The following is a 22,710-nucleotide window of genomic DNA, read 5'->3' on the forward strand; positions in this document are numbered from 1 at the left end:
TTAAATTCCCTTGCACTTCTATTAAAACTAATTTAGAAAAACGGGTTGCCCTTAGCAGTTTTTTGTGTATGCTGTACTTCTGAACATGTACACGCAGTTATTGCGGGGCCACCAACCACACCAGATTTTCTACCAGATGCCTGCTTAGAATATTTTACCTCTACACAATCATCCATACAGCTTTGAGCTTCAACTTCTTGTTCGTCATATTTTATAAAATTACTATCAATTTTTATTTGCTTCATATTATCACCTTTCCTCTAATTTGTATATTTCTTACGCAATATCATTGTACATCTTTTCTTAAATTATTTCAATTGTCTATTTATTAAGTTTGTGTCAAGTACTTGTGTGTAGTTTTTTAACTTAAATGCAACATTGTGTTGCACTTACCTTGGAAATCCAGTCAAATAAATATCAGCAGAACCATAAAAATTTCCCAATTAGATGCATTAAACTCCCACAATCAGTTGACTGTGGGAGCTTTTATATATCCTTTATTAAATGATATGGGCATCAAAAGCTGTTTACATTCTATTCAGGCTTCTATAACTTTATATCCGCCTCTTTAAATCCTCTGTACACCTCTCTTACAAAGCCTTCCTCATTAGTTATCTGAGGAAGATTTAACACAGAGTTATGGTCTCCTTCTTCACTCTTTCTAAGAAAGCCTGTCTTAAGGTCTTCTTTGGAGAGCTTGTAATAAGCTATGTCATCAGTGAAATTGTTGGGACTCACAAGGTATGAACCGGCAGTTACATCCCAGTTACAAAAGGCCTTAATACCGTATTTCTTTTCATTTCTCTCAAACCAGTAATTGGTCTTATCAACTATGTACTTGCCTGTCTCAGTACCAAAAGAAAGCAGGTTCTCCTTGAATTTTTCCACCTCAAATATTACCTTTAGGCAGTTGTTTCCTGTAGCTATGCTGATAGGCACTCCAGAAGTTAATACCTTGAATGTAGCCTCATAATCCACAGAGAAATTTAACTCATTGATTGTAAGTCCACCTACGACTAAAGGAGAGGTTATTCCTCCCATAAGGGTGATGGATTTTACCTTGTTAAAAGCCGCCTCATCCTTCACAAGAGCTCCTGCAATATTAGTAAGAGAGCCTGTTGCAAGTATATGTACCTCTTCTTCTTTATTAAGCGTATCTACTATAAAATCAGTTGCTTCGTTTTCATAGTCCTCTGCCGTCAGTCCTCCCTTATACACCTTGATATCACTTCTTCCTATCTCCTTAAGAAAGCTAAGTGTGTTGGCATATACCGTTTCAGTCTCGTTATTGCCAAAGCAGTTTGTAATTCCTAAGATTTCAACATCTTTGCATCCCAATAGATAAAGAAGAGTTAAGCCATCATCCACATCACAGTTTTCTACACCTATAGTATTGTCGCAGTCAAATATTATTTTTTTCATCCCTCTTCCTCCAAAAGTATAAAATCATTGTTCTTCCTGCTTATAAGCCTTAGTTCATCGCCGTTTTTAATCTCTGCTTTGGTAAATTCTCCGTAAGGAAGCCTTACCTTGTATTCATTTTCTTCTGCCTCAAGTATCAGCTCGGTAATCTCTCCCCCAAAAGATATCTGCTTTAAGCTGACCTTTATCCCCAATTCTCCCTTGTTATCCACATCTAATTCGCTTGGACGAAGAAGGAGTTTATATTTCCCCGGCTTTTTATCAGTTTTAAAACTAATTATATCAGATGTAAAGGTGTTTCCTTCCACCTTGCCGCAAAAGAGGTTAACATCGCCTAACATAGCTGCAATTTTCTCATCTTTAGGACTGTTATACAGCCTCTCAGGACTGTCAAAGGCAAGTATTCTCCCTTCTTCCATAAGGGCAAGCCTGTCAGATAGCGCCATAGCCTCTTCTTTGTCATGGGTTATCATCACAGTTGTTATGCCATTTTCCCTGTGAAGCCTCCTTACAAGCTCTCCCATTTCCTTTCTGAGGTCTTCATCAAGGCTTGCAAATGGCTCATCTAAGAGGAGGAGCTTAGGCTCGGCTCCAAGCGCCCTTGCAAGTGCCACTCTCTGCATCTGTCCTCCAGAGAGCCTGCTCACCTTTCTTTTCTCATATCCTGAGAGCCTAACCTGGTCTAAAAGCTTCTCTACCTTTTCTTTGATTACTGCCTTGTCCATCTTCTTAAGCTTCATGGCAAAGGCAATATTATCCTCTACATTCATATGAGGAAAGAGCCTTAAGTCCTGAAATACTATCACCGTCTGCCTTTTTTCAGGTGGAAGTCCTGCTACATTCTTATCAAAGATGCCTATATCTCCGTTATCAGTTTCTAAAAGCCCTGCTATACTCTTTATAAGGGTGGTCTTGCCACAGCCGCTTTTTCCAAGTATGGAGACAAATTCACCACTTTCTATCTCAAGGTTGATATCCTTAAGTATGTGGTTTTTCCCATAACTTACATTCAATCCTTTTACACTTAAACTCATATTTCACCTACCTGTGATACTCTATTTCCGCATTTTTAAGGAAGAGCTTTGCCAGTCTGTCAAAGCCCGCAAATATTACTATCGTCACTATCATAAATACCAGACTGTATATGCTGGCAAAGTTTCTCTCCCCGCCCTGAATGTAAGGCACCATAATTACCGCAAAGGTATTGACATTTCCACCTCCTATTAGGAGAGTTAAAAAGTACTGGCTAAAGGAAATGAGGTATGCCATGGTAAAGGCTGATAGGATGACAGGAGTGAGATTTGGAAGACTTACCTTAAAAAATGCCTTTACAGGGGAGCAGCCAAGCACCCTGGCCTGTTCTTCAAGCTTAAGAGACAATGCCCTTGTGCCCTCTTCTATAAGCCTTGTTGCGTAGGGAGCTGAGTAAATCACATGGCAGAGAATTACTCCCCATACATTACCTGCAAGTCCAACTCTAAGCAGGGTTACCTGTATACCCATTGCAAATACCGTGGTGGGTACAAGAAAAGGAAACATAACCAAGAAGCTAACCACTCCCTTAAGTCTGAATTCGTAGAAGCTAAGTGCCCTTGCAGTCATAAGCCCTATAACAACGGAAACCGCTGCCACAGTTAGAGATAGCACTATGCTTAAAGCAAAGGTCTTCATCAGCTCGGAATTCATCCTTATAAGACTATTTATAGCTCTTAGTGAAAAAGCCTGAGGAAAGAGTGAAGGCCAGGTAAATCTTTCCGTAAATACCCACATAAAAAGTGGAAGAATTGGGAGGATGACTACTAGTGAAAATATTATTACTATAATCTTTCCAAATATATTATTTCTTTTCATTTGCCCCTCCAAACTTCTCACTGCTCTTCTTCATCAGTCTGAAGTAAACAATGGCAGCAAATACTGAGATTACGGTAAGCACGCCATTATAAGCCATTGCATAAGGGCGGAGCCTAAGGTCAGGCTTTTGAAACTCTATATAGCTAAGTATTGGCAGTGCCTTTGGCTGTGTAGCCCCTAAGATTTGTGGAAGCTCATAGGCTCCAAGGGCATATACGAATATGATGAGGAAGGCACTTAGGATATTGCCAATACAAAGCGGAAGGCTGACCTTAATAAATGCTGTAAGCCTGCTTGCACCGAGGTTTATAGCTGCCTCTCCGAGGTTGCTGCTGATTGCCGCCATAAGAGTTATGACAAAGTAAATGACAAAGGGAGCCTCCTTCCATATATATGCAAGGATTACACCCACTCCTCCCGCATCATTTATAAGTAGGGGGAACTGGCTCTGGTCGCTTATGATGTTTAAATGAAATAACATCCTCGCAAGAAGACCATTCTGCGACATTACATTTACTATCATAAGTGCAACTATGGTGTGTGGAACTATTATAGGGAGCTTAACTATGGCGTTTATTAGTCCGTTTCGCTTCGTACTTATAAGCACATAGCACATAAATATCCCTATGAGGATGGACAAAACCGCCGATACTCCCGCTATCTTAAAGCTATAGATAAATGCCTGTATGCTTGCCTCTCTTCCCAGTATTTCCTTATAGTACATAAGTGTCGGAGTATATAACTTAAAAATCGGAATTACCCCAAGGCTCTGAGTAATTCCGATTACGATTCCTGTTATAAATACTGTTCCAAGTATAAGCTGAGGCACCAAAAGTAAATATGGTGTCAGTTTTTTCATTATTTTCCTACCACTTCTTCATTCCAGATTTCCTCGATGATTGGAACAAGGCCTGCAGGCATCTCAGGAAGTCTCTTTGAAAGGAGCTCTGCCTGGCTGATTACACCCTTGCCGATGTCTACGCTGTCAAAAGCCTTCTTCTGTTCGTCATTAAGCTTCTCATACTGAACAACAGGGATTGTTCTAAGAACCTTATACCTGTCTGCCTGAACCTCAGGATCCATCATTTCGTTGATAGCCACCTGTGCACCTGCGCTATTGCCTGAGTTAGAAGCAATTGCTATGTAGTTGGTATTACCGATAGTTCCCTTGTCAAACTGGAAGGTTCTTGTTGTATCTGTAAATGTACCATTTTCAATATTGGTAGCTACTCCAAATGCTGAATAGCTCATTCCCATAACAAGCTCACCATCTGCAAACATCTTTGTAACTGCAGGGTTATCAGATGGGAAGGTCTTTCCTTCCTGCCAGAGATATGGGTTAAGCTTTCTAAGGTACTCTAGAGCCGGCTCTATTGCAGCCTTAACTGTAGCCTTATCTGCCTTCATATCAGCAAACTGCTCGTAGCCAACTATATCGTAAATAACATTTCTTACAAAGGCTGATGCTGTGAAATCAGGAAGAGCCGCATAGGTAACTTTTCCCTTGTACTTCTTAGCGAATTCAAGAAGCTCATCTGTATTCTTAGGAGTCTCAGGTGTAATCTTGCTGTCGTTAAAGAATACGAGCTGAGCCTTGCCGTAAGGAGCTTCATAGCCGTCTATAGGGAATGCAAAGTCATAGTAGGTCTCTTTGTCATCCTTGTTGATATAAGCCTCAAAGTTAGGAAGAGTCTCTGCAAATGGTCCAAAGAGCATGTTATTCTCTTTTGCAGTCTTGAAGTTCTCTCCATTTATCCATATCATATCGATATCGCCGTCCTTCTTACCAGCCTGAAGCTCACCTGAGAGCTGGCTAAGTATCTTGTCGATATCCATAGGAACTCTCTTTAAGGTAATGTCATACTTATCTTTGAGTCTCTTAGCAAAGTACTCGTCAAGCCAGGCATTTAGCTTATCATCTCCGCCCCAGCCATAGAAGCTTACCTCAGTACCTTTTGCAGCCTCTACAAGCTTGTTAAAATCGCTTCCCTCAGTCTTAGATGAAGCTGTGGAAGCAGCAGATGCAGAGCTCTTTGTGGAAGCCACGCTTGCACTGCTCTTAGCTGATGATACTGCCTTGCTTGATGCAGTCTCATTCTTTGCTCCACAGGCTGTAAGTGAAACAACCATAGCCAGTGATAAAATACCTGCCAATAATTTCTTTTTCATTAATTCCTCCTTTTTACATAGCCTTTTGATAGGTTAAACGCAATTATCTTACATAGTAATCCATACAAAGTCAAATAGATAAAACAAATAAATGCATCACATATAGTATATTTACTATATATCTTCCAGCTCTCCTTCATTAAATAAGGCTTCTATTCCTCTAATAAAGCCATCCTCCAGATACTGGGACAACTTCTCCCTTGTACTTTTATTCATTATCTCCTTGTCAGCTTCCTTATACTGTACATACGCCATTGCGCACCAAGTCAGCCCTCTGAGACAGTTTATCTTAATAAAAGCACGAATAGCTTCTCTTATTCCTTGTGTATCAAAGTAGTTTTCCGCTCTTTCAAGGTACCTTGTTATAAAGTTATCTATCTCTTTCTTAGTGAGTATGATATCGGTCTTCCAAAACGTGCTTGTTGGCGCTAAGAAATGCCCTATATCCTGGGCAGGGAATCCGTACACTGCCTTTTCCCAGTCTATGAGGTAGTTCTTACCATCTTCCCCTATTAAGAAGTTGGTCGAGTTAAGCTCAGTATTTATAAGACATCTATACATTCCATCAAAGTTTATTTCACCCGACCTTGACATAGCCCAGCCCTGATCCAAAAGATGCCTTATCCTTTTATGAATGTCTTTATCAAGATAGCTGCTCCTTGTATAGTGTCTAAACATCTCCTCACATTCATCAAGCACAAAGCTAAAGCCTGTGCCTGTCCTGATGAGCCCGTTATCAACAGGTAAGTCCTGCCTGTGTATGTCTACAAGAATGTCTGCTGCCTTCCTTAGGTCCTTTGTATAGTCAAGTGCCACTCCCGGCAGGTACTCCATCACGAGAATGCCGCTATCAAGGTATCTTTTACTGCCATCAACATAGTAAAGCTTCGGAGTCCTTCCTGAGTTCTCAAGGAGCTTCAAGGTATTTGCCTCGTATTCAATCTGCTTCTCAAGATGCATCTGCGAGCCCTGATTTATCCTAAGGACCAGCTTCTTACCTGATACCGGATGAGTAAATTTAAGGTTCACATTGTACTCACCTGCGGCAAGCATCTCATACTTTTCTTCTATGGTTTCGGGAAGTCCAAGCCCCTCCCTGTATTTCTTGCTTTTTACAAGCGGTTTTATAAGTGTAGTATAATCCATCTTACCTCACATCCTTATACATTGCTGAAATTTCTTCTATATTTACTCCCCTGCGGTACTTCGCCCTAAGACGGTTCATCTTCCACATAAGCCTTAGCTTCCTTATGGGGCCTCCCTTAAAACGTCTTGTACTGGTGTATATTCTATGTCTTGCCATACCAAGCTTTATGCCCTTTTCCTTGAGGGTAAGGGATAGCTGGTAGTCCTCCATTATAGGTAAGTCAGGATACATACCTATTTCCATAAATAAATCCCTGTCTATGACTATGCCCTGGTCGCCAAACATTACCTTCCTGTCAAACACCCTGTGGTTGCTTATATACCTGCAGATAAACATCAGTGGTGAAAGGCTCTTAAAGGCTATACCAAAGCAGCCTGCTCTGTATACCTCCATAAGGTCAAGGATTTCTTTTAGTGGGTTAGGCGGTAGAGTGCTGTCACAGTGTAAGAAGAATAAAATGTCTGCCTCTACGCTAAGTGCCCCAAGGTTCATTTGGTTGTTGCGGCCTTTCTTAGAATGAAGCAGCCTGAACTTGCTCTCTTCAATCAGCTTTGCCGTATTGTCTGTGCTTCCGCCGTCCACAAAGACTATCTCACATCTATCCTTTATCCCTTTAAGCTGGTTCATAAGGCTTACGATAGTCTCTTCTTCATTATATGTTGGAATGATTATTGCTATACTTTTATTCTCTTTAAGAAAGATTGCAGTATGAGTTTTTCTAAAATCCAAATCTGTCCTGATTATCCCATAATAAGCCTTTATATCCTCTTTAGTATCTATGTCTCTAAGTCTTCTGCCTGTCCCAAGGCTTAGCCCCATATCCTCTATCTTCTGCTTTGTATTCTCAAATACGCTGCCTGTGCCATAGCCCTCTATATCAAATATTTCCTTATTGGCCTTCTTCATCCCCACGAGGTAATAGCCTCCATCCTCGGTAGGAGATAGGACTATGTCATTATTCTCTAAGAATGTAAAGGAGCTTTCTATATCCTCTGCTAAGAGCAAAGGGATATCTGTTCCACTAAGACTCACTGCCTCCGCCCCTTCAGCTAGAACCTCAGATATAGCATTATACATCTTATCTCCAAGGTCCTCTCCCCTCTGTTCTCTATAAGTTTTATCATCACCGAATATGTTTTTAATAATACTTACATCTCCCTCAGGAAGATAGTAGATATAGGTCTTTACAGAGGCATCCAGGCCATTTAGAGTCCGCGCCAGGTCTTTAAGCATAGCAATATGAAGCCCCACGCACTGCTTTGGCGTATAGTAGGGAAGCAGGCGGGTCTTTGTCTTATGTTCCAGCGGAATCCTTGTAAATACAATAAAAGCCTTCATCTATCTGCCCCCCTTCTACATCAATATCTGCTGCTTCTTATTCTAACATGGGGTGAGAGTAAATTACAACCATATTGCATTACAATTCCATTGCCATAATTTTACTTAAACTTGGTCTTTGCCCTGTTCGTCCAGGAATTCTTATAATCCGCCTTCTCTCCCGTTCCAAGGATTAGAGGAAGGAAATGGTCCATAGAACAGCCTCTGCCTGAAAGAGTACCTGCACAGGTACCGCAGTAACTTATAAGCCCTTCATGTCCCTGTTCCTTTAGCTTCTTAGGCATATCATCTGAAAGCTCCCTTTCCTTTACCATGGCGCATCCACCCATTCCACAGCACTGTACACCCTTTACAAAGTCTAAGTCACCGCTTAAGAAAGGCTTTAGATACTCCATCCATTTTTTGTTTTCCCTGTCCGGGCAAGGAAGGAAGATGTCGGCATTTACATCTATCTTGTTGCCAAGCCCGAGTTCAGCGAGCTTTTCATAGATTACGGTAATCTTCACATTAAGCCTATCACCAAAGTGATAGTAGCAGTTAGGGCAGAGCAAAATAAGTTCCTCTATACCATGTCTTTTAATATAGTCATTTATCCTGTCTATTATCTTATTCTCTTCCTTTACAAGACCAAGCTCCGCTATAGGCTTGCCACAGCAGTCATAGACAGTATCTATGTCCGCCACATCCTTTAAGAGCTTTGAGAGGTAGGCTATAGTCTTTGGAAAGTAAGATGGGAAGTTACATCCCGGAAATAAAAGGCTCTTTGACTTTCCTTTTCTATAATTCTTAAATATATAGTTCTTCTTCTCAAAAAGTAATGCCCCGTAGCCCTTTTGCTTGAGACCGTACTTACCTTCTTTTACTTCATCAGTCCTCATATCAAGGATAATCTGCCTTCCATCTATGTCCTTCGGACAGACTCTTGTACATTCGCCGCAGAGGAAGCAGCTGTATTTTAACTCTCTAAGCCTGTCCACATCCCCTATAGTAATACCATACTTAGTGAGGAATGAACAGTGCTTGGTACAAAGGTGGCAGTTTATACATTTACTTGCATCTGTATGCTTGATTTTACCCATATTATTCTCCAATTTAACTCAAATTATTATTCATCTATATGTGTTTAGAAATTCCAGACGATTCTCTTAATTCATCTATAGATTCATCTTATTCAGACTTTTTCTCAGAGCTTTCCTTGTTTTCTTCAGAAATTTCCTTCGGCATCTCCTTATCTACCACAAACTTCCTAAAGAGGTAGGCTGTAAGGAAGACCACCACTGCAAGAGCTATCGCTATCCCTATGTATAATACCCTGTTCTTACTGTCAGCAAAGCCTGCTGTTCCCACCGTATACATAGCAGTACCCGGGAGGATGAAGATAAAAGTAAATATAGAATAGGTGGATAGCTTTATATCAGTGATTCCGTATGCAAAGTTCTGAAGATTGAAAGGAAAGAGTGGCACAAGCCTTGTTATCATAAGTACAAAGACTCCGTTCTTCTTCATATCATCAAAAAGATACTTTTTAAGATACTTATTCTTCATAGCCATAGGCTTAATCTGGTCTCTAAGAAAGAACCTTCCCGCTATAAATGCTACTATTGCACCAATGCTCGCTGCCAGGGTACAAAGCAAGGTACCCCAGAATGCGTCAAAGAGTATGCCTGCAGCTATCGCAAAGCTCACCCCCGGAAGGGCAAGAAGAACGCTGCCTGCAACGGTGGCGGCCACATAGATAACAGCCGCCAGTAGAAAGTTGTCAGCAACCACTGTCTTAAGCTCCATCAGCTTATCCATCTTAAGGTAAGAAGACAGCCCTAAGAAATGATTAGCTATCACAACTACAGCAATAATAAGTACAAATATAATTATCTTTTTTGTAGATTTATTTAGTTTCATTTTTTCCTCTCAAATTCACTATCAGGGTTATAATAATCAAAATTCCAACAATCACATATACTATCCCATTTAAGTAATAGTATCTCGTCTTTTCTTTCTCCTTATCTGTTTTTTGCCCAAAATATCTCGTAATCTTGTATATAATAAGAGATATCTACAGACATTCCTTTCATTTTACACGCAGCTATATTATTATTCAAATAGATTTTCTCTATAATTGTATGCATTTATCAGAAAATACAATAAGATTTTTTTTGTATTTTCTCTTAAGGTATGTTATAATCCACTAGATGTGTAGGCTTTGTAGTCATTATAAAGCCATTATTTACCTAAAAGAACGGAGGAAAGAAAATGAAAACAAAAAGAACTTTAATCGCTGCACTTCTTTGTGCAACCATGGCACTTACTGTAGGTTGTGGCGGACAGTCTAGTGCAAACAAGACTTCAAGCACTACTGCTTCAGCTAAGGCTTCAAGCACTGCTGCTTCTACAACAAGCACTGCTGCTTCAAGCAAGGCTTCAAGTACAGCAAGTGCTGCAAAAAGCACAGCTTCTAACGCCGCTGCTGATGAAGTAGATGGCGTATCTCTTGCTAACCCAATTAAGATTGACAAGGAAGCTAAGACAGTTACCGTTTTATGTAGTGTAAACGGTCAGTACTTTACACAGCCAACCAGACACGCATCCGTATTTAAGGATGGCAGTAACGGTACAAAGTCAATATTCACAGCTTATGGCACTGCCCTTGATTTCTATGATGCACTCATTGCAATCGGTGCAAAAGAAGGCGGCAACATGACTGTAGACAATAAGGAAACCACTCACGTTGAGGGAGATCCTATCAAGTGTGAAGTTACCTGGAACGGTGCAGGTAAGTACTATGACTACAACGAAGTAATTATCGACAGCAACAAGAAGCCTATTGAGATGAGATTTGGCGGAAACCGCAAGACTGCAGAAGCTAAGAACACAGGCTGCTTATCCTGCCTTGATTCTTGTCCTGTAGGTATCGTTTCAAATACTACTTATACATATGGCGCCGTTGAGACCAGAGGAGAGGTTGGCTTTACCGGTAATGCTGATATTCTTCCTGAAGATGGAACTTATGTAGCTGTTAAGTACACACTCGAGAAGTAATTTAATAACCAATGCCACAGGCAGAGCCAATTTAGCCTTTTGCACTAAACTGCATGCCTGTGGCTTCTTTCCTAAAAGGAGGACATTGTGAGAAAGTTAAGAGCCATATTTTACAACGCTACTATGTGCTTACCTATAGCTTACATCCTCGGTATCTTATTTTCACTTAGTAATAGCTACCAGATGATGATTAACCTTGCTTTGGTTATGTACATACCTGTTGCCTTCGGCATCATGCTTGGTATTGCATTCAACAATATCACAACAAAATACCTTTTCTTCATCTATGAAGGTATTCTTATCGTGATGGCACTTATATTTGGTAAGATACCAAATATCCTTTACTTAACTAAAGAAGCGCTTAGTTTACCACCAAACGTATCAGTTAACGCAATGAAGGTGCCTTTCATCATCTTTGTCGTAGTTGTAAATATCATAAATATCTACATAACCCTTACACTCGGTAAATATCAGAAGATATATACCAAAGCAGAGCTTAAGGAAATCAAAGAAAAAGAGGCTAAGCTTAGTGACCTCAGAGAAGAAAAGAGCGAAGAAGAAATTCGTGAAATCAAGAGTAAGAGAAAGAAACTTAGATATATTGCGCTTGCAGGCATTGTAATCTTCTTCATCGTTTACTTTGCTTTTGCAGACTTTAGAAATAATCTCAATACTGCTTTTGCTACCATATCAAAGCTTGATACAACTGTAGTTATAGAGTATCTTAAGTCATTTGGTCCTCTTACCGCTGTAGTTTCATTCATACTTATGATACTTCAGTCAATAGCGGCTCCTATCCCTGCCTTCCTCATCACCCTTTCAAATGCAGCCATCTTCGGCTGGGTATGGGGTGCGGTTCTCTCCTGGTCTTCAGCAATGGTAGGTGCAGCTCTCTGCTTCTTCCTTGCAAGAGCACTTGGTAGAGATGTAGTAGAGAAACTTACCAGCAAGGGTGCTATGGAAAGCGTAGACGTATTCTTTGAAAGATATGGAAAATATGCAATCTTAATCTGCCGTCTCCTTCCTTTCGTATCATTTGACTTTGTAAGCTACGGCGCAGGTCTTACCAATATGGGCTTCTGGTCTTTCTTTATTGCTACAGGTATAGGCCAGCTTCCTGCAACCATCGTTTATTCTTATGTAGGCGGTACACTTTCAGGTGGAGCACAGAAGCTTTTCGTAGGCCTCCTTTCACTCTTTGCACTTTCAATCGTAATCGGTATAATCAAGAAAATCTATAACGATAAGCACAAGGTAGAGAAGGAAAAAGGAATCGAGCTTCCTACTGAAGAATAAAAACTTATGCCATAAATATATCTCTTTTAGATGTGTATAAGAATATCAGAGAAGTTATTTGCAATACAAACGGGCTGTCTGCTGGGGTGTAGACAGCCCGTTTTTTCTTTCTATGTAAAGTTTCTTGTAAAATGAGGGCATCAAAATATATGACACCCTCATCTTTTATTTCTTTGTCTAGGCTTATAAATCCCGTCTTACTGAATATAATGTAAAATCAGCTCTACAGTAGCCATAAGGCCCTGTATGTGTGTTCTCTCCATGCCATGAGAAGCTGCAACACCAGGTCCTATAAGGGCGCAGCGCACATCATGTCCTGCCCTCCAGGCTGCGATGGCATCTGAGGAATACATAGGATAGATGTCGGTAACATAAGGGAGATTATGCTTTTTGCTAAGCTCTACAAGCTTGGTTGTCATGTCATAGTCATAAGGACCTGAGCTGTCTTTTGCACAGATGGATACATCTGTCTCCCTGCAGTTAAGGTCATCTCCTATACAGCCCATATCCACTACCAAAAGCTCCTTCATGTCCTTTGGAAGAGTAGCACCACCGTAGCCTATCTCCTCATGAACTGAGAAGCAGAGATAGGTCTTGTGCTTTGGCTTAATGCCAAGCTCCTTAAATATGGTAAGCAGAGTAATGAAGATACCTGCGCAGGCCTTATCATCTATAAAGCGTGACTTAAGGAAGCCTGAGGAAGTAAAGGTAGTCTTAGGGTCGTAGCAGACAAAGTCTCCTGCGGCTATGCCAAGCTTCACCACATCTTCCTTGGAGCGAACCACCTCATCCAGACGGATAACCATATTTTCAGCTTCTCTTGGGTGGGTATTGGCATCCTTAAATACGTGCTTGGCTGGAGTTTCAGATATAACTGTTCCCTCATACACCTTGCCTTCTCTTGTGTATATACGGCAGTATTCGCCGTCAAGACTAGGTGTGACAGGTGAGCCTACTACAGTAAAGGTAAGGTCTCCGTTAGCCTTAATGGAGCGGACCATAAGCCCTAAGGTATCGAGGTGGGCAGACATACCAAGTGGCTCACTGTCATCCTCTCCTTCAACCTCAACCACTACATTGCCCAGATTGTTCTGAGTACACTTATAGCCAAGGTCAGTTACCATCTTCTTTACAAGCTCTGTAGCATTGTGGGTAAATCCCGAAGGACTGTCAACACTCATAAGTGCCTTGATATTGCTTATAAGAAGCTCTTCATATTTCTTTAGTTCCATAGTGTAAACCTCCGTAAATGTGATTGTTATGTGAATAATATACAATGTTCCAACAAATAATCTATCACATTTGGGGATAAATAACAAGGGCTATGACATATTTGCCATAACCCTTGTTATTTGAAAAAGTAAATTCCACATTAGTTTGGATTTTACTTATTCTATACACCACATCTTTAACTATGGACTTTACTTATTCCATACATCATACTTTTACCTATAGACTTTACTGATTCCATGATTAAAATATATTGGGTTAGATTCATCAGGTTAAGGTTTTATATACAAACTGCTTCTTAAGCCATCTTATGTATGTAATGGATGCCCTGACAGAAACATTGACATGCCACGTACTGTAAGAATGCGTCCAAGAAAAAATAAGAGATAAACCGGTATTTCCGGTTACAAGATGAGTTCTCATACCACAATAAGGGAGGGGCGGAAGTTACTTATTCCGAATTTTGGAATGTATCCTCGGCTCCTGTTTGCTATACGGTAAAAAAGAGAGAACTATGCTTGTAAGGCTGATTATGGCAGGTTATATTTTTTTAGAAAAATTAACCATAGACAACTTTGAAAACAAATCCAGAAATTCTTTATTCTGATTGATAGATGAATTTACCATATCAGAAATCACACTACTGTGTATGCCATATACAAAAAGTTTATGTGGCATTTTATCATAAAAAATCTTAAGGTTTGTACCCATAGGTATATCAAGTTTAATTTTATCAAAAAACTCATCAAGAGCCTTCTTTATAACTCTATGTAGCGGTAAATCATCTTCTTTTTGTGTCTTTTGGTAGGCTGCAATCTTTCCGGAAGGTACTGTAAAAGGCTCTCCTTTAGATAGGAGTTTGATTCCGTCCTTAGAAAGCTCATAATCATCCACTCCTTTTTCCTTTGCCATATCGTGTATCCAGCCATTTTGCCCTACTCCGTATTTATATTTTTGCCGTACATCAAGCAAGTGACCATCCTTAAACTCAATATCAGTAAAGGCATTTTCTTTATAAATACCTTTTTCTGAAAAGTATTTCACATCTGACCTTAACAGGCCTAATGCTGCCCTCTGTTCGGTCGGAGTATTGCCTTTGGTTGCATTTTTAACGCCCTCTGCGACTTTTTCTAGAATATTCTCTCCATCCTTTGTGAAAAAGCTGCCGTCCCTTGCTTCCAAATCCCTCATATCATAGCCGGTATAACGGTAAATTTTATTGGCTAAATTCCAAAGCCTGCTCTTTTCAAGGCTGTACTGCTCAGACTTCCCAAGGGATGAAGCTGACTGAACAATATGCAATGATAAGACATCAGCATTCTTTCCTTGGTTTAAAACAGTTTCAATCTTTTGTTTTAAATTATCATCTATCTTTCCTAAAACAGTTATCCTCTTAGTATATAAATCGCTCCTAAAGGTCAGGGAAACTCCGTTTGGAATACGAATGCCATTTTCTTCAAAGAGTTTAGATACCTGAAAGTCCATGTTAAGCCTGTCATGAATAGCTCTTCTAAAGCTCTCTATTTCTCCATGAATTCTAGGTGCTTCATAGCCGCGGTAAGCATAGTCTATAACAGAAACATTAGGTTTTCCGCCCTTTAAAACTTTCATCTCGTTAATATATGCATCCATACGATTTCCTGAACTAAGATTACCATCTAAAACCTGATAGTGTAAGTAGGTTGGGTCGAAATATTTTCTACGTATATGATCTTCTGGATCAGCAAAAGACTTGTTTTTGCGATTGATTTCTTCATACATTTTATCAATTTTGTCTTTTAACTCTACTGACGGTCCCTTATATGAATTCTGAGCTGTTCGTCCTTCCAGTTGGTAGGAAGGACTACCAGCGTTAGGCGTAGTAGTCCTTGTAATATCCATATTTATTTCCATTCCTTTCGCTTTGCTCAAGGCACAAAACGTTATGAAAATGTTTCCTTGAGCCTATTTTTTATTTATAATTCTTCTTGTAGGGAACTCGGTATACTACAAATCACGGGGAGGTGAGTGGGCTGTCCGGCTTGCCGGATGACCGCATATTTATATGTGTAGTACGCCTTTTCAAGCACAAATAAGTGTGTCGTTGAACACGTAATCTTATCTTTGTATAAACAATCTCGTTTATGGCTTAGGCGTTCAGTCAATGCCGTCTCTCCCTATAATCTCTAATGAATCTTCTGATTCTGAAAGGAGTCCCTATGGCTTTAAAAATCGTGTACAAAATCTGTTGTGGTATTGATGTCCACAAAACTTTTGTAGTTGCCTGTATCGCTTCTACGAACGATAAAGGTGTCACTTCTTATGAGAGCCACCGGTTTTCTACCTACACGAGCGGTCTGAAAACTTTGTTACAATGGCTACTCAAACGGAATTGCAAGGATGTCTGTATGGAATCCACCGGTAAATATTGGATTCCTGTTTATAATATCTTAGAAAATGACTGTTCGATTGTCCTTGCTCATCCCAAATATGTTAAGGCTATCCGTGGAAAGAAAACTGACAAGAAAGATGCCAAATGGATTGCTGACCTGTTCAAGCATGATCTTGTTGCCGGTAGCTTTATGCCGCCCGCTGACATCCGTCAGCTCCGTGACCTTATGCGTTACCGTTTCAAACTGACCTGCTTTCAATCAAGCGAAAAGAATCGTTTGCAGAACTGTCTCACGGTTTCCAATATCCAGTTGGGAAACGTTGTTTCGGACACCTTCGGCAAATCTGCTCAGGCGATACTGGATAAACTTTTGGAAAATCCCGCAGATACCTCTTTTGACCTTGAACCCCTTGTTTACAAAAGTTTGAAAAAGAAACTTCCTGAACTCCGTGACGCTATTGACGGTTATATCACTCCGGAACAAGCCGGCAAACTTAAGGTAATCAAAGCTCATTATGAAAGCTTGGAATCCCGGAAAGCAGAGCTTGAAGAACTCATTCTTGCGCTCGCCGCTCCCTATCAGCAGGAACTTGCCATTCTCCAAACCGCTCCCGGTATCCGTAGCGACTTTACTGCCATCGGAATCATTTCCGAAATCGGTACCAACATGGAGGCTTTTCCTTCGGCGAAACACTTATGCTCATGGGCCGGTCTTACTCCGACCAACAATGAAAGTGCAGGGAAGAAAAAATCTGTCCGGGTTTCCAAGGCCGGATGCTATATCAAACCTTTACTGGTCCAGTGTGCAAATGCTGTTGTTACCAGCAAAAAGCATCCGGAAATTCGCAACCGCTATCTCCGTCTCAAAAAGCGTCGCGGTCACAAGAAAGCAATCATTGCCATTGCAAGAATGCTTCTGACTGCATTATATCATATGCTGAAGAATGGTGAAACCTATAATGCGGAACTTTATCGGAAATCCGATTTGCCTCCTGTTGACCGGGAAATCACGGTAGAACAGGCAATTATCATCGCAAGAAATCAAGGTTATAAAATCAAGTCAGCAACTGCATAGCCTTAACTTTTAATATTCAATTTTTAAAGCAGCCACCGAAAGATGGCTTGTTTGTCATGCGATTAAGGGAATGGATACCCTCTACTTTTCATTTTCAATCTTACCTACCTAAAATTCCAGTCAGAAGTTATATCATAAATATAGTCTACTTCCTTTAGTGTCACAATTGCTTTCATAAACAGCCCTCACTTTCTTAAAATAAAATCTGTTTATAAATTAACCTATCATTCATTATATCGGATATTTTCTATAAAAATTAAGATGATTAATTAAAAATTTATAATATTTCGTTCGCTATTTTTAAATGTTAACGAAAAACCGTCTTAACTTTTGTGTGTTATATAATTTTTATTGTAAATTATGCCGAAGTTTATTGCCTAAAAAGGTAGTTCAAAGAACTAGTTCCCAGCTCCTTTCCCTAAAAAAACAGCAGCCAGACTCCTAAAAGTCTGGCTGCTGGTGTATAATTAAGTTATGCAAAAACCCAAATTAACACGCAAAGATTATACCCTGAATGGAGGATTATATCAACTAAAACTTCCGCTAAATATTGAAACTGTTATTTGAAAAAGTAAATTCCACACCGTAGCTGAAATATAAAATTTAAACTTAGGTGTGGAAGTTACTTTTGCAATTCACTTTGCCATAGCCCTGTATTTTTGCCAAGGATTACTAAAAGCTAATTTAGCGCAATCCTGCATAAGTTTATAAAAAAGTGTGTGCTCGCACACATGTGCATTACTATTGCTATTGAATCAAGCAGCATATTACAGCTTAAACTTCTGTACTGCCTCTTCAAGTCCCTTAGCCATCTCAGGAAGTCTCTCAGCAGAGCTCTCGATAATGGAGGTTGACGCCGCCTGCTCTTCAACAGATGCAAGACACTCCTCAGTAGCAGCAGCATTTTCTTCAGATACAGCCGCCAGCCCTTCAACTATCTCGGAAAGCTCTCCTCTTGCATCTTCAAGCTCTTTCTCTGAGTCATTTAACTTGCCTATTATGGTCTTGGTTACATCTATCTCATCGGAGATGTATACAAACTGTTTCTCTGTCTCATCTACACAGGTAACCTGCTCGCCAACGACTGTCTTTACCTCTTCCATTATGTCTACAGCTTCCTTGGTTCTCTCTGAGAGGTTGCGGACAACCACCACGATTTCCTCAGTAAACTTATCTGTCTGTTCTGCAAGCTTCCTGATCTCATCAGCAACCACAGCAAAGCCCTTTCCTGCCTCTCCAGCCCTGGCAGCCTCAATGGCCGCGTTTAGTGCAAGGAGGTTGGTCTGTCCTGCTATTGACTTAATCATTGTACTTGCTTCATCTATCTTCTTAGCGCCTTCATCGGTTCTTACTATAACTTCACTCACCTTCATGGCTGATTCTTCAACCTTGGCGGTAGTGTTTATAAGGTCTTTAATAGCAGATATACCCTTTTCCTTGGCATCATATACACCATCTGAAGATTGGTTAAGCTCTACCATAGACTCTTCGTTTGCCCTAAGCGCCTCGCCCATGCTCTGCATAGCCTTGGTACCTCTTTGCATATCTTCTGCCTGGTGCATAGCTCCTATAGAAATGCCGTCAACTGCCTTGGTAAGCTCATCAGAAGCCTTTGCAGTACTCTTTGCATTGTCTGCAATCTCATTAGATACGTCGTGAATATGACCTGACACCTCTCTGATGTTAAGTACGATGTCTCTAAGCCTCTCAACTACCTTCTCAGTACCTCTTGATATAGAGCCAATTTCGTCTTTTCTTCCTGAATTCTTGCTTATACCTGCCTTAACTTCCTCGCTAAAGTCATAGTCTGCAAGCTTCTCCATGTCTTTTCCAAGTGCTGCTATAGGACTTGTGATAGACTTGATTATCCAAAGGAGAAGACCTAAGATAAGTACGAAGAAGAACGCGCCAATACCTATCATAAACAGGCTTAAATTATGTACTTCTCCCATAACTTCTGACTCAGGAACACTTACAACCAAAGTCCAATCAGTTCCTATTATCCCGTACTTAGAATTTACTCTCTTTATACCATCTTCTACTGAGTAAAATGTCTCATCATCGCCTTCAAGAATGGTGTCTACTAAGTCAGCTTTACTTCCATCTTCTATTTTACCAAACTCTTCAGAAGGCTCGTAATCCTTATAGGATACGATATATCCTTCACTGTCAATGATGTAGGCAAAGCCTGTATCGTAGAGCTTAATACCGTTTACAAGCTCATTTACAGTTTTCATGGTTATATCTAAACCAAGAACACCTATAGCCTTTCCATCTTTTTTAATCTGGGTTGAAACTGTAATTACAGTATCTCCACTTGCTGCGTCAGTGTAAGGAATGGATACATAAGGGTGATCAGATTTCATGGAATCTTTGTACCAGTCTCTGGTTGTGGGGTCATAGTCATCAGGTACAGGCAACTGGCTTCCGTTAAAGAAGCGCTTATCTGAAAATCCTGCAAAGGCCGCAAGGATTTCACTATTCTTATCAGTTACATATATCAATTCATTATAAAGTTCCTTATCAGATAAGTCAGACATAGTAATACTATCTGAAAGCATATCTACATTTGCAATCTGTTTAGCAATGAATGTCTCCAAGTTTGAGCCATATTTTTTAGCTGTTTCCAACATTTCACTCTTGCTTAGATTCTCCACCATTCTGCTTGAATATACATATGAGCTTCCCGCAATAAGCAGAATAGCCATAAGTATAGGCAATGCGATGAAAAGCAACATCCTTGTTTTAATCTTCATAAAAATCCTCCTGAAATATATTATTTTCTGTTTTCTAAAAATATAAAGCCGTTTAGAACACTTTATTATAAATACTCATGAAACATCTTGCTGTTTCCGTATCAAGCCCTTAAAAAATGAGGTTTGTTAAAATAGTAACAAACAAAATAATTATTACAATATTTTCCCTCAGGTCTGCCACGATATTTTTCATACAATATCTGCTCCGGTTCTTTTTGTGGTTAATCAGGTATGATACTTGCTTAAGCTGTTCTTGAACTCTTCAATCATAGTGTCGAATACGCCAATCTGGTGTGAGAGCTCCTTAATCTGCTCTACATAGAGTCCAACGCTGCCATTTACCTCGCTTACGGCTGATGAATTCTCGTCAGCAATTGAGGTAAGTGTCTGTATATTCTCAAAAAGCTCTGTGATGGACTCTGCCTCACCGTTTAGCTTCTTAGAGTTGTCAATCATAAGCACAGATACTGCCTGAAGATTGTCATTTGATACCTGTGATGTTTCTACAGCCTTATCAAGCGACTCATTTTCTGCTGCAAGTACCTGATACTGATTGTCTATACCTGATACTACTTCTTTCATGTTAGATACAAAGCCTGTAAGGTTGTTGTTGATTTCCTCAACAGCCTTATCTGTCTCTACTGAAAGCTTTCTTACTTCCTCTGCTACTACTGCAAAGCCTTTTCCTGCTTCTCCTGCTCTTGCTGCCTCTATGGAAGCATTGAGTGCGAGAAGATTAATCTGGCTTGCTATACCCGAAACTATAGATACAATCTGAACCATCTTGTCTGCATCATTTTGAAGCTCAGCACCGCTTTCTCTAATTGTTCCAAGCCCGTCAAGAACTCCGTTTATCTCTGATGCAGTTTTCTTAACTCCTGCAAAGCTTTCCTCGATACCCTTCATAGCATCTTCTATTTTTACTCTATTATCCTGACTTTCTTCAGATATCTCAGTGATATTATGTACACTTCCATTTAAGACATTTACAAGGCGCTCAGTTTCACTTGCCTGTCTGCTTGTATCTTCAGTTATCTTGCCCATTATGCCCTTGATATTATCGGAGGTGCTTCTCATGTTGCCTGAAATCTCACCGAGTGAGTGGTTAAAGCCGTACATCTCATCAACCACAGCATTGAAGTCGATAAAGTCTTTCTGTACTACTTCCTTTACCTGTGATATTTCTCCGGCAAGCTCTTCATATTCATCGCCACTCTCAAGTATCATATGGGTGATAAATCTTCTCTTCTTTAAGTCTTCAATCTCTTCACGGAGCTCTCTTACAGGTCTTGCAAAGAGAGAACCTAAAACTGCAGGTACAATTCCTGAAACCAAGGTAACAACAGCCGGCTCCCAGCCAAAACCAAAGGAGGCAAAGCTTGCCACTCCCACTCCAAGCATGGTAAAGAGTGAAGTCTTTGCTACATTATTTTTAATAAAGCCAAGTGAAAGAGCCTTGTTTAACTTATAGTTCTTCGTATAAGAAATAGGCTTCTCAAAGGTAAGCTCAAGTTTAAGCTCAGGTCCGTTCTGGCTGATTATCTTTACATCTACCTTTTCATTAAAATGTGCAAATACACCCTTTAAGAGTCCTTTAAGATAATCCCCCAGCTGTCTCTTAGAGCGGTACACAAGCTGTGCCCTATGAGAATCAATAGGTGTCATGTCAAGTGCAGGAGGAGTTGCCCCCTTAAATCTCTTCATTACTATAACATGCACATCATTCATTGACTTTAAGAAATGATATGCATTCTCGTGTCTGAAAAATCCCGGATAGAATTTCGCGAAGGTTCTTATATTCTCCCTTCCCATTATCTCCCAAATCTGCTCGTGGCTGTTTCCTGTCTTCTGTCCTAAGTACTCTACCATTCCGAGTGCCATACTATCATCTACGTCTTCAAGTGGGGAAAAAATGTGATCCGGCTTCAATCCGTATTTCTCAAAGGCTTCATTTACTACCTTGTCTCCGAAAAGTCTTCTTCCAGAGGTCATCCAAGAGGCTACAACAGTACCTTTCATAAGCTTTTCTCCTTAATATTTAATTAATAATAACTTCATAATTCACAATGTAAAAGTCATGGAGTTTCACACCCCATGACTATATCGGTTAATATTAAGAAAAAACTTAGTTCGCATTTTTCACAAAATGTGAAGGATTATTTTGATTTATTATAGAAATACATCCATAAGCCCATCGCAAAGATGATGGCATAGCCTGTAAAGCTCATCATATCAGGAAGCTGGCCTAAGAAGATGAAGCCAAGAATGGCTGACACTATTATCTGGTTGTAGTCATAGATTGATATCTCTTTTGCAGGAGCGTAGTAATAAGCCTTCGTGATTGCAAGCTGTCCTACGGTCGCAGCCACACCACTTAGAATAAGCATGGCAGTCTGATAAAGGCTCATAGGGGCATAATTCATTGCTACAAAAGGCAGGCAGAATAGACAGGAAAATGCCGAGAAGAAGAATACAATGAGGCTGCCATTTACCCCTCTCTTGCCTAAGATACGAACCATGGTATAGGCGGCTCCCGCTCCTACCCCTCCAAGTGCACCTATGAGGGCAGGAAACATGGATACATTGCCTGTTGGCTTTATTATAAAAAGTGCTCCTACAAAGGCGCCAAATACGGCTATTCCCTGGAATATGCTTATCTTTTCTTTAAGCAGTATAAATGAGAAGATAATAACAAAGAAGGGTGCGAGCTTATTTAGCATATTGGCATCTGAGAGCTTTAGGTGGTCTAAGGCATAAAAATTACAGACTATGCCAAGTGTGCCAAAGCCTGACCTTAATATCAAAAACTTCAAATCGCCTTTGTCTATATGTAATTTACCTTTAATTCCCCTAAGCCCTGCCCCTGCGATAAACACAGGGACAATGTTTCTAAAAAAGGCTTTTTGCAGGGTGGGGATACTTCCTGCAAGATTGACAAAGAGTCCCATAAGGGCAAAGCCAAATCCTGCCAGAAGGATAAATAGTATTCCTTTTTGTTTGGATGAAATATTCATCAGTT

At 40.2% G+C, this 22,710-nt stretch carries 18 protein-coding genes; 3 read left to right on the forward strand and 15 right to left on the reverse strand.

Going from position 1 to position 22,710, the window contains the following annotated elements:
* Nucleotides 1-32: 32 nt before the first annotated feature.
* From JJN12_RS11380 to JJN12_RS11425, 10 genes are all read right to left on the reverse strand, one after another.
* On the reverse strand, nucleotides 33-245 hold the full coding sequence (locus JJN12_RS11380; protein WP_208429799.1) for a hypothetical protein: 213 nt from the start codon (nucleotides 243-245) through the stop codon (nucleotides 33-35).
* A 301-nt stretch (nucleotides 246-546) separates the two neighbouring features.
* Entirely contained in the window at nucleotides 547-1,422 is an 876-nt protein-coding gene (locus JJN12_RS11385) for a nucleoside hydrolase (protein ID WP_208429800.1), read from the reverse strand.
* Nucleotides 1,419-2,456, reverse strand: a complete 1,038-nt coding sequence (locus tag JJN12_RS11390; RefSeq protein WP_208429801.1) for an ABC transporter ATP-binding protein — start codon at nucleotides 2,454-2,456, stop codon at nucleotides 1,419-1,421. Before JJN12_RS11390 ends, JJN12_RS11385 begins: the two co-directional genes overlap by 4 nt.
* Nucleotides 2,457-2,463: 7 nt before the next feature.
* Entirely contained in the window at nucleotides 2,464-3,273 is an 810-nt protein-coding gene (locus tag JJN12_RS11395) for an ABC transporter permease (RefSeq protein WP_208429802.1), read from the reverse strand.
* A complete protein-coding gene (locus JJN12_RS11400) occupies nucleotides 3,260-4,135 on the reverse strand; it encodes an ABC transporter permease (protein WP_208430393.1) in 876 nt (291 codons plus the stop codon). Before JJN12_RS11400 ends, JJN12_RS11395 begins: the two co-directional genes overlap by 14 nt.
* Nucleotides 4,132-5,442, reverse strand: coding sequence for an ABC transporter substrate-binding protein (locus tag JJN12_RS11405; RefSeq protein ID WP_208429803.1), 1,311 nt, complete (start codon nucleotides 5,440-5,442; stop codon nucleotides 4,132-4,134). The genes JJN12_RS11400 and JJN12_RS11405 overlap by 4 nt, the downstream gene beginning before the upstream one ends.
* 114 nt (nucleotides 5,443-5,556) lie before the next feature.
* A complete protein-coding gene (locus JJN12_RS11410; RefSeq protein WP_208429804.1) occupies nucleotides 5,557-6,588 on the reverse strand; it encodes an aminoglycoside phosphotransferase family protein in 1,032 nt (343 codons plus the stop codon).
* A 1-nt stretch (nucleotide 6,589) separates the two neighbouring features.
* Nucleotides 6,590-7,927, reverse strand: a complete 1,338-nt coding sequence (locus JJN12_RS11415) for a TIGR04283 family arsenosugar biosynthesis glycosyltransferase (protein WP_208429805.1) — start codon at nucleotides 7,925-7,927, stop codon at nucleotides 6,590-6,592.
* Nucleotides 7,928-8,028: 101 nt separating this feature from the next.
* Nucleotides 8,029-9,006: a (Fe-S)-binding protein gene (locus tag JJN12_RS11420; RefSeq protein ID WP_208429806.1), complete on the reverse strand. Its 978-nt coding sequence runs from the start codon at nucleotides 9,004-9,006 to the stop codon at nucleotides 8,029-8,031.
* 88 nt (nucleotides 9,007-9,094) lie between these two features.
* Complete coding sequence (locus JJN12_RS11425) at nucleotides 9,095-9,826, reverse strand: TVP38/TMEM64 family protein (RefSeq protein ID WP_208429807.1); 732 nt, start codon at nucleotides 9,824-9,826, stop codon at nucleotides 9,095-9,097.
* Between the two features lie 351 nt (nucleotides 9,827-10,177).
* On the opposite strand from JJN12_RS11425, the gene JJN12_RS11430 reads away from it, so the two are divergent.
* Nucleotides 10,178-10,963, forward strand: a complete 786-nt coding sequence (locus tag JJN12_RS11430) for a YdjY domain-containing protein (RefSeq protein ID WP_208429808.1) — start codon at nucleotides 10,178-10,180, stop codon at nucleotides 10,961-10,963.
* A 570-nt stretch (nucleotides 10,964-11,533) separates the two neighbouring features.
* A complete protein-coding gene (locus JJN12_RS14650; protein ID WP_334298341.1) occupies nucleotides 11,534-12,259 on the forward strand; it encodes a TVP38/TMEM64 family protein in 726 nt (241 codons plus the stop codon).
* Between the two features lie 197 nt (nucleotides 12,260-12,456).
* Here the strand turns inward: JJN12_RS14650 and JJN12_RS11440 are convergent, their stop codons facing one another.
* Together JJN12_RS11440 and JJN12_RS11445 are read right to left on the reverse strand one after the other, a co-directional pair.
* Nucleotides 12,457-13,491 (reverse strand): M42 family metallopeptidase, encoded by a 1,035-nt coding sequence (locus JJN12_RS11440; RefSeq protein ID WP_208429809.1) that lies wholly within the window; start codon nucleotides 13,489-13,491, stop codon nucleotides 12,457-12,459.
* Between the two features lie 538 nt (nucleotides 13,492-14,029).
* On the reverse strand, nucleotides 14,030-15,370 hold the full coding sequence (locus JJN12_RS11445; protein WP_208429810.1) for a DUF4885 family protein: 1,341 nt from the start codon (nucleotides 15,368-15,370) through the stop codon (nucleotides 14,030-14,032).
* 317 nt (nucleotides 15,371-15,687) lie between these two features.
* Here JJN12_RS11445 and JJN12_RS11450 point away from each other — a divergent pair, with 317 nt between their 5' ends.
* Nucleotides 15,688-16,935, forward strand: a complete 1,248-nt coding sequence (locus JJN12_RS11450) for an IS110 family RNA-guided transposase (protein ID WP_208429811.1) — start codon at nucleotides 15,688-15,690, stop codon at nucleotides 16,933-16,935.
* 767 nt (nucleotides 16,936-17,702) lie between these two features.
* On the opposite strand, the gene JJN12_RS11455 is transcribed toward JJN12_RS11450, so the two are convergent.
* The 3 genes from JJN12_RS11455 to JJN12_RS11465 form a co-directional block, all read right to left on the reverse strand.
* Nucleotides 17,703-19,691 (reverse strand): methyl-accepting chemotaxis protein, encoded by a 1,989-nt coding sequence (locus JJN12_RS11455; RefSeq protein WP_208429812.1) that lies wholly within the window; start codon nucleotides 19,689-19,691, stop codon nucleotides 17,703-17,705.
* Nucleotides 19,692-19,916: 225 nt separating this feature from the next.
* A complete protein-coding gene (locus JJN12_RS11460; RefSeq protein WP_208429813.1) occupies nucleotides 19,917-21,710 on the reverse strand; it encodes a heme NO-binding domain-containing protein in 1,794 nt (597 codons plus the stop codon).
* 137 nt (nucleotides 21,711-21,847) lie between these two features.
* On the reverse strand, nucleotides 21,848-22,705 hold the full coding sequence (locus tag JJN12_RS11465) for a DMT family transporter (RefSeq protein ID WP_208429814.1): 858 nt from the start codon (nucleotides 22,703-22,705) through the stop codon (nucleotides 21,848-21,850).
* Between the last annotated feature and the right edge of the window lie 5 nt (nucleotides 22,706-22,710).

Origin of the sequence: Catonella massiliensis (assembly GCF_016651435.1) — a bacterium.
GTDB classification, from domain to species: domain Bacteria; phylum Bacillota; class Clostridia; order Lachnospirales; family Lachnospiraceae; genus Catonella; species Catonella massiliensis.

Bases quoted from the DNA above. Each gene is read 5' to 3' on its own strand.
- JJN12_RS11390 (WP_208429801.1), bottom strand. From the start codon at position 2,456: ATGAGTTTAAGTGTAAAAGGATTGAATGTAAGTTATGGGAAAAACCAC.
- JJN12_RS11460 (WP_208429813.1), bottom strand. From the start codon at position 21,710: ATGAAAGGTACTGTTGTAGCCTCTTGGATGACCTCTGGAAGAAGACTT.
- JJN12_RS11410 (WP_208429804.1), bottom strand. From the start codon at position 6,588: ATGGATTATACTACACTTATAAAACCGCTTGTAAAAAGCAAGAAATAC.
- JJN12_RS11440 (WP_208429809.1), bottom strand. From the start codon at position 13,491: ATGGAACTAAAGAAATATGAAGAGCTTCTTATAAGCAATATCAAGGCA.
- JJN12_RS11445 (WP_208429810.1), bottom strand. From the start codon at position 15,370: ATGGATATTACAAGGACTACTACGCCTAACGCTGGTAGTCCTTCCTAC.
- JJN12_RS11385 (WP_208429800.1), bottom strand. From the start codon at position 1,422: ATGAAAAAAATAATATTTGACTGCGACAATACTATAGGTGTAGAAAAC.
- JJN12_RS11405 (WP_208429803.1), bottom strand. From the start codon at position 5,442: ATGAAAAAGAAATTATTGGCAGGTATTTTATCACTGGCTATGGTTGTT.
- JJN12_RS11420 (WP_208429806.1), bottom strand. From the start codon at position 9,006: ATGGGTAAAATCAAGCATACAGATGCAAGTAAATGTATAAACTGCCAC.
- JJN12_RS11395 (WP_208429802.1), bottom strand. From the start codon at position 3,273: ATGAAAAGAAATAATATATTTGGAAAGATTATAGTAATAATATTTTCA.
- JJN12_RS11425 (WP_208429807.1), bottom strand. From the start codon at position 9,826: ATGAAACTAAATAAATCTACAAAAAAGATAATTATATTTGTACTTATT.
- JJN12_RS11455 (WP_208429812.1), bottom strand. From the start codon at position 19,691: ATGAAGATTAAAACAAGGATGTTGCTTTTCATCGCATTGCCTATACTT.
- JJN12_RS11430 (WP_208429808.1), top strand. From the start codon at position 10,178: ATGAAAACAAAAAGAACTTTAATCGCTGCACTTCTTTGTGCAACCATG.
- JJN12_RS11415 (WP_208429805.1), bottom strand. From the start codon at position 7,927: ATGAAGGCTTTTATTGTATTTACAAGGATTCCGCTGGAACATAAGACA.
- JJN12_RS11465 (WP_208429814.1), bottom strand. From the start codon at position 22,705: ATGAATATTTCATCCAAACAAAAAGGAATACTATTTATCCTTCTGGCA.
- JJN12_RS11450 (WP_208429811.1), top strand. From the start codon at position 15,688: ATGGCTTTAAAAATCGTGTACAAAATCTGTTGTGGTATTGATGTCCAC.
- JJN12_RS11380 (WP_208429799.1), bottom strand. From the start codon at position 245: ATGAAGCAAATAAAAATTGATAGTAATTTTATAAAATATGACGAACAA.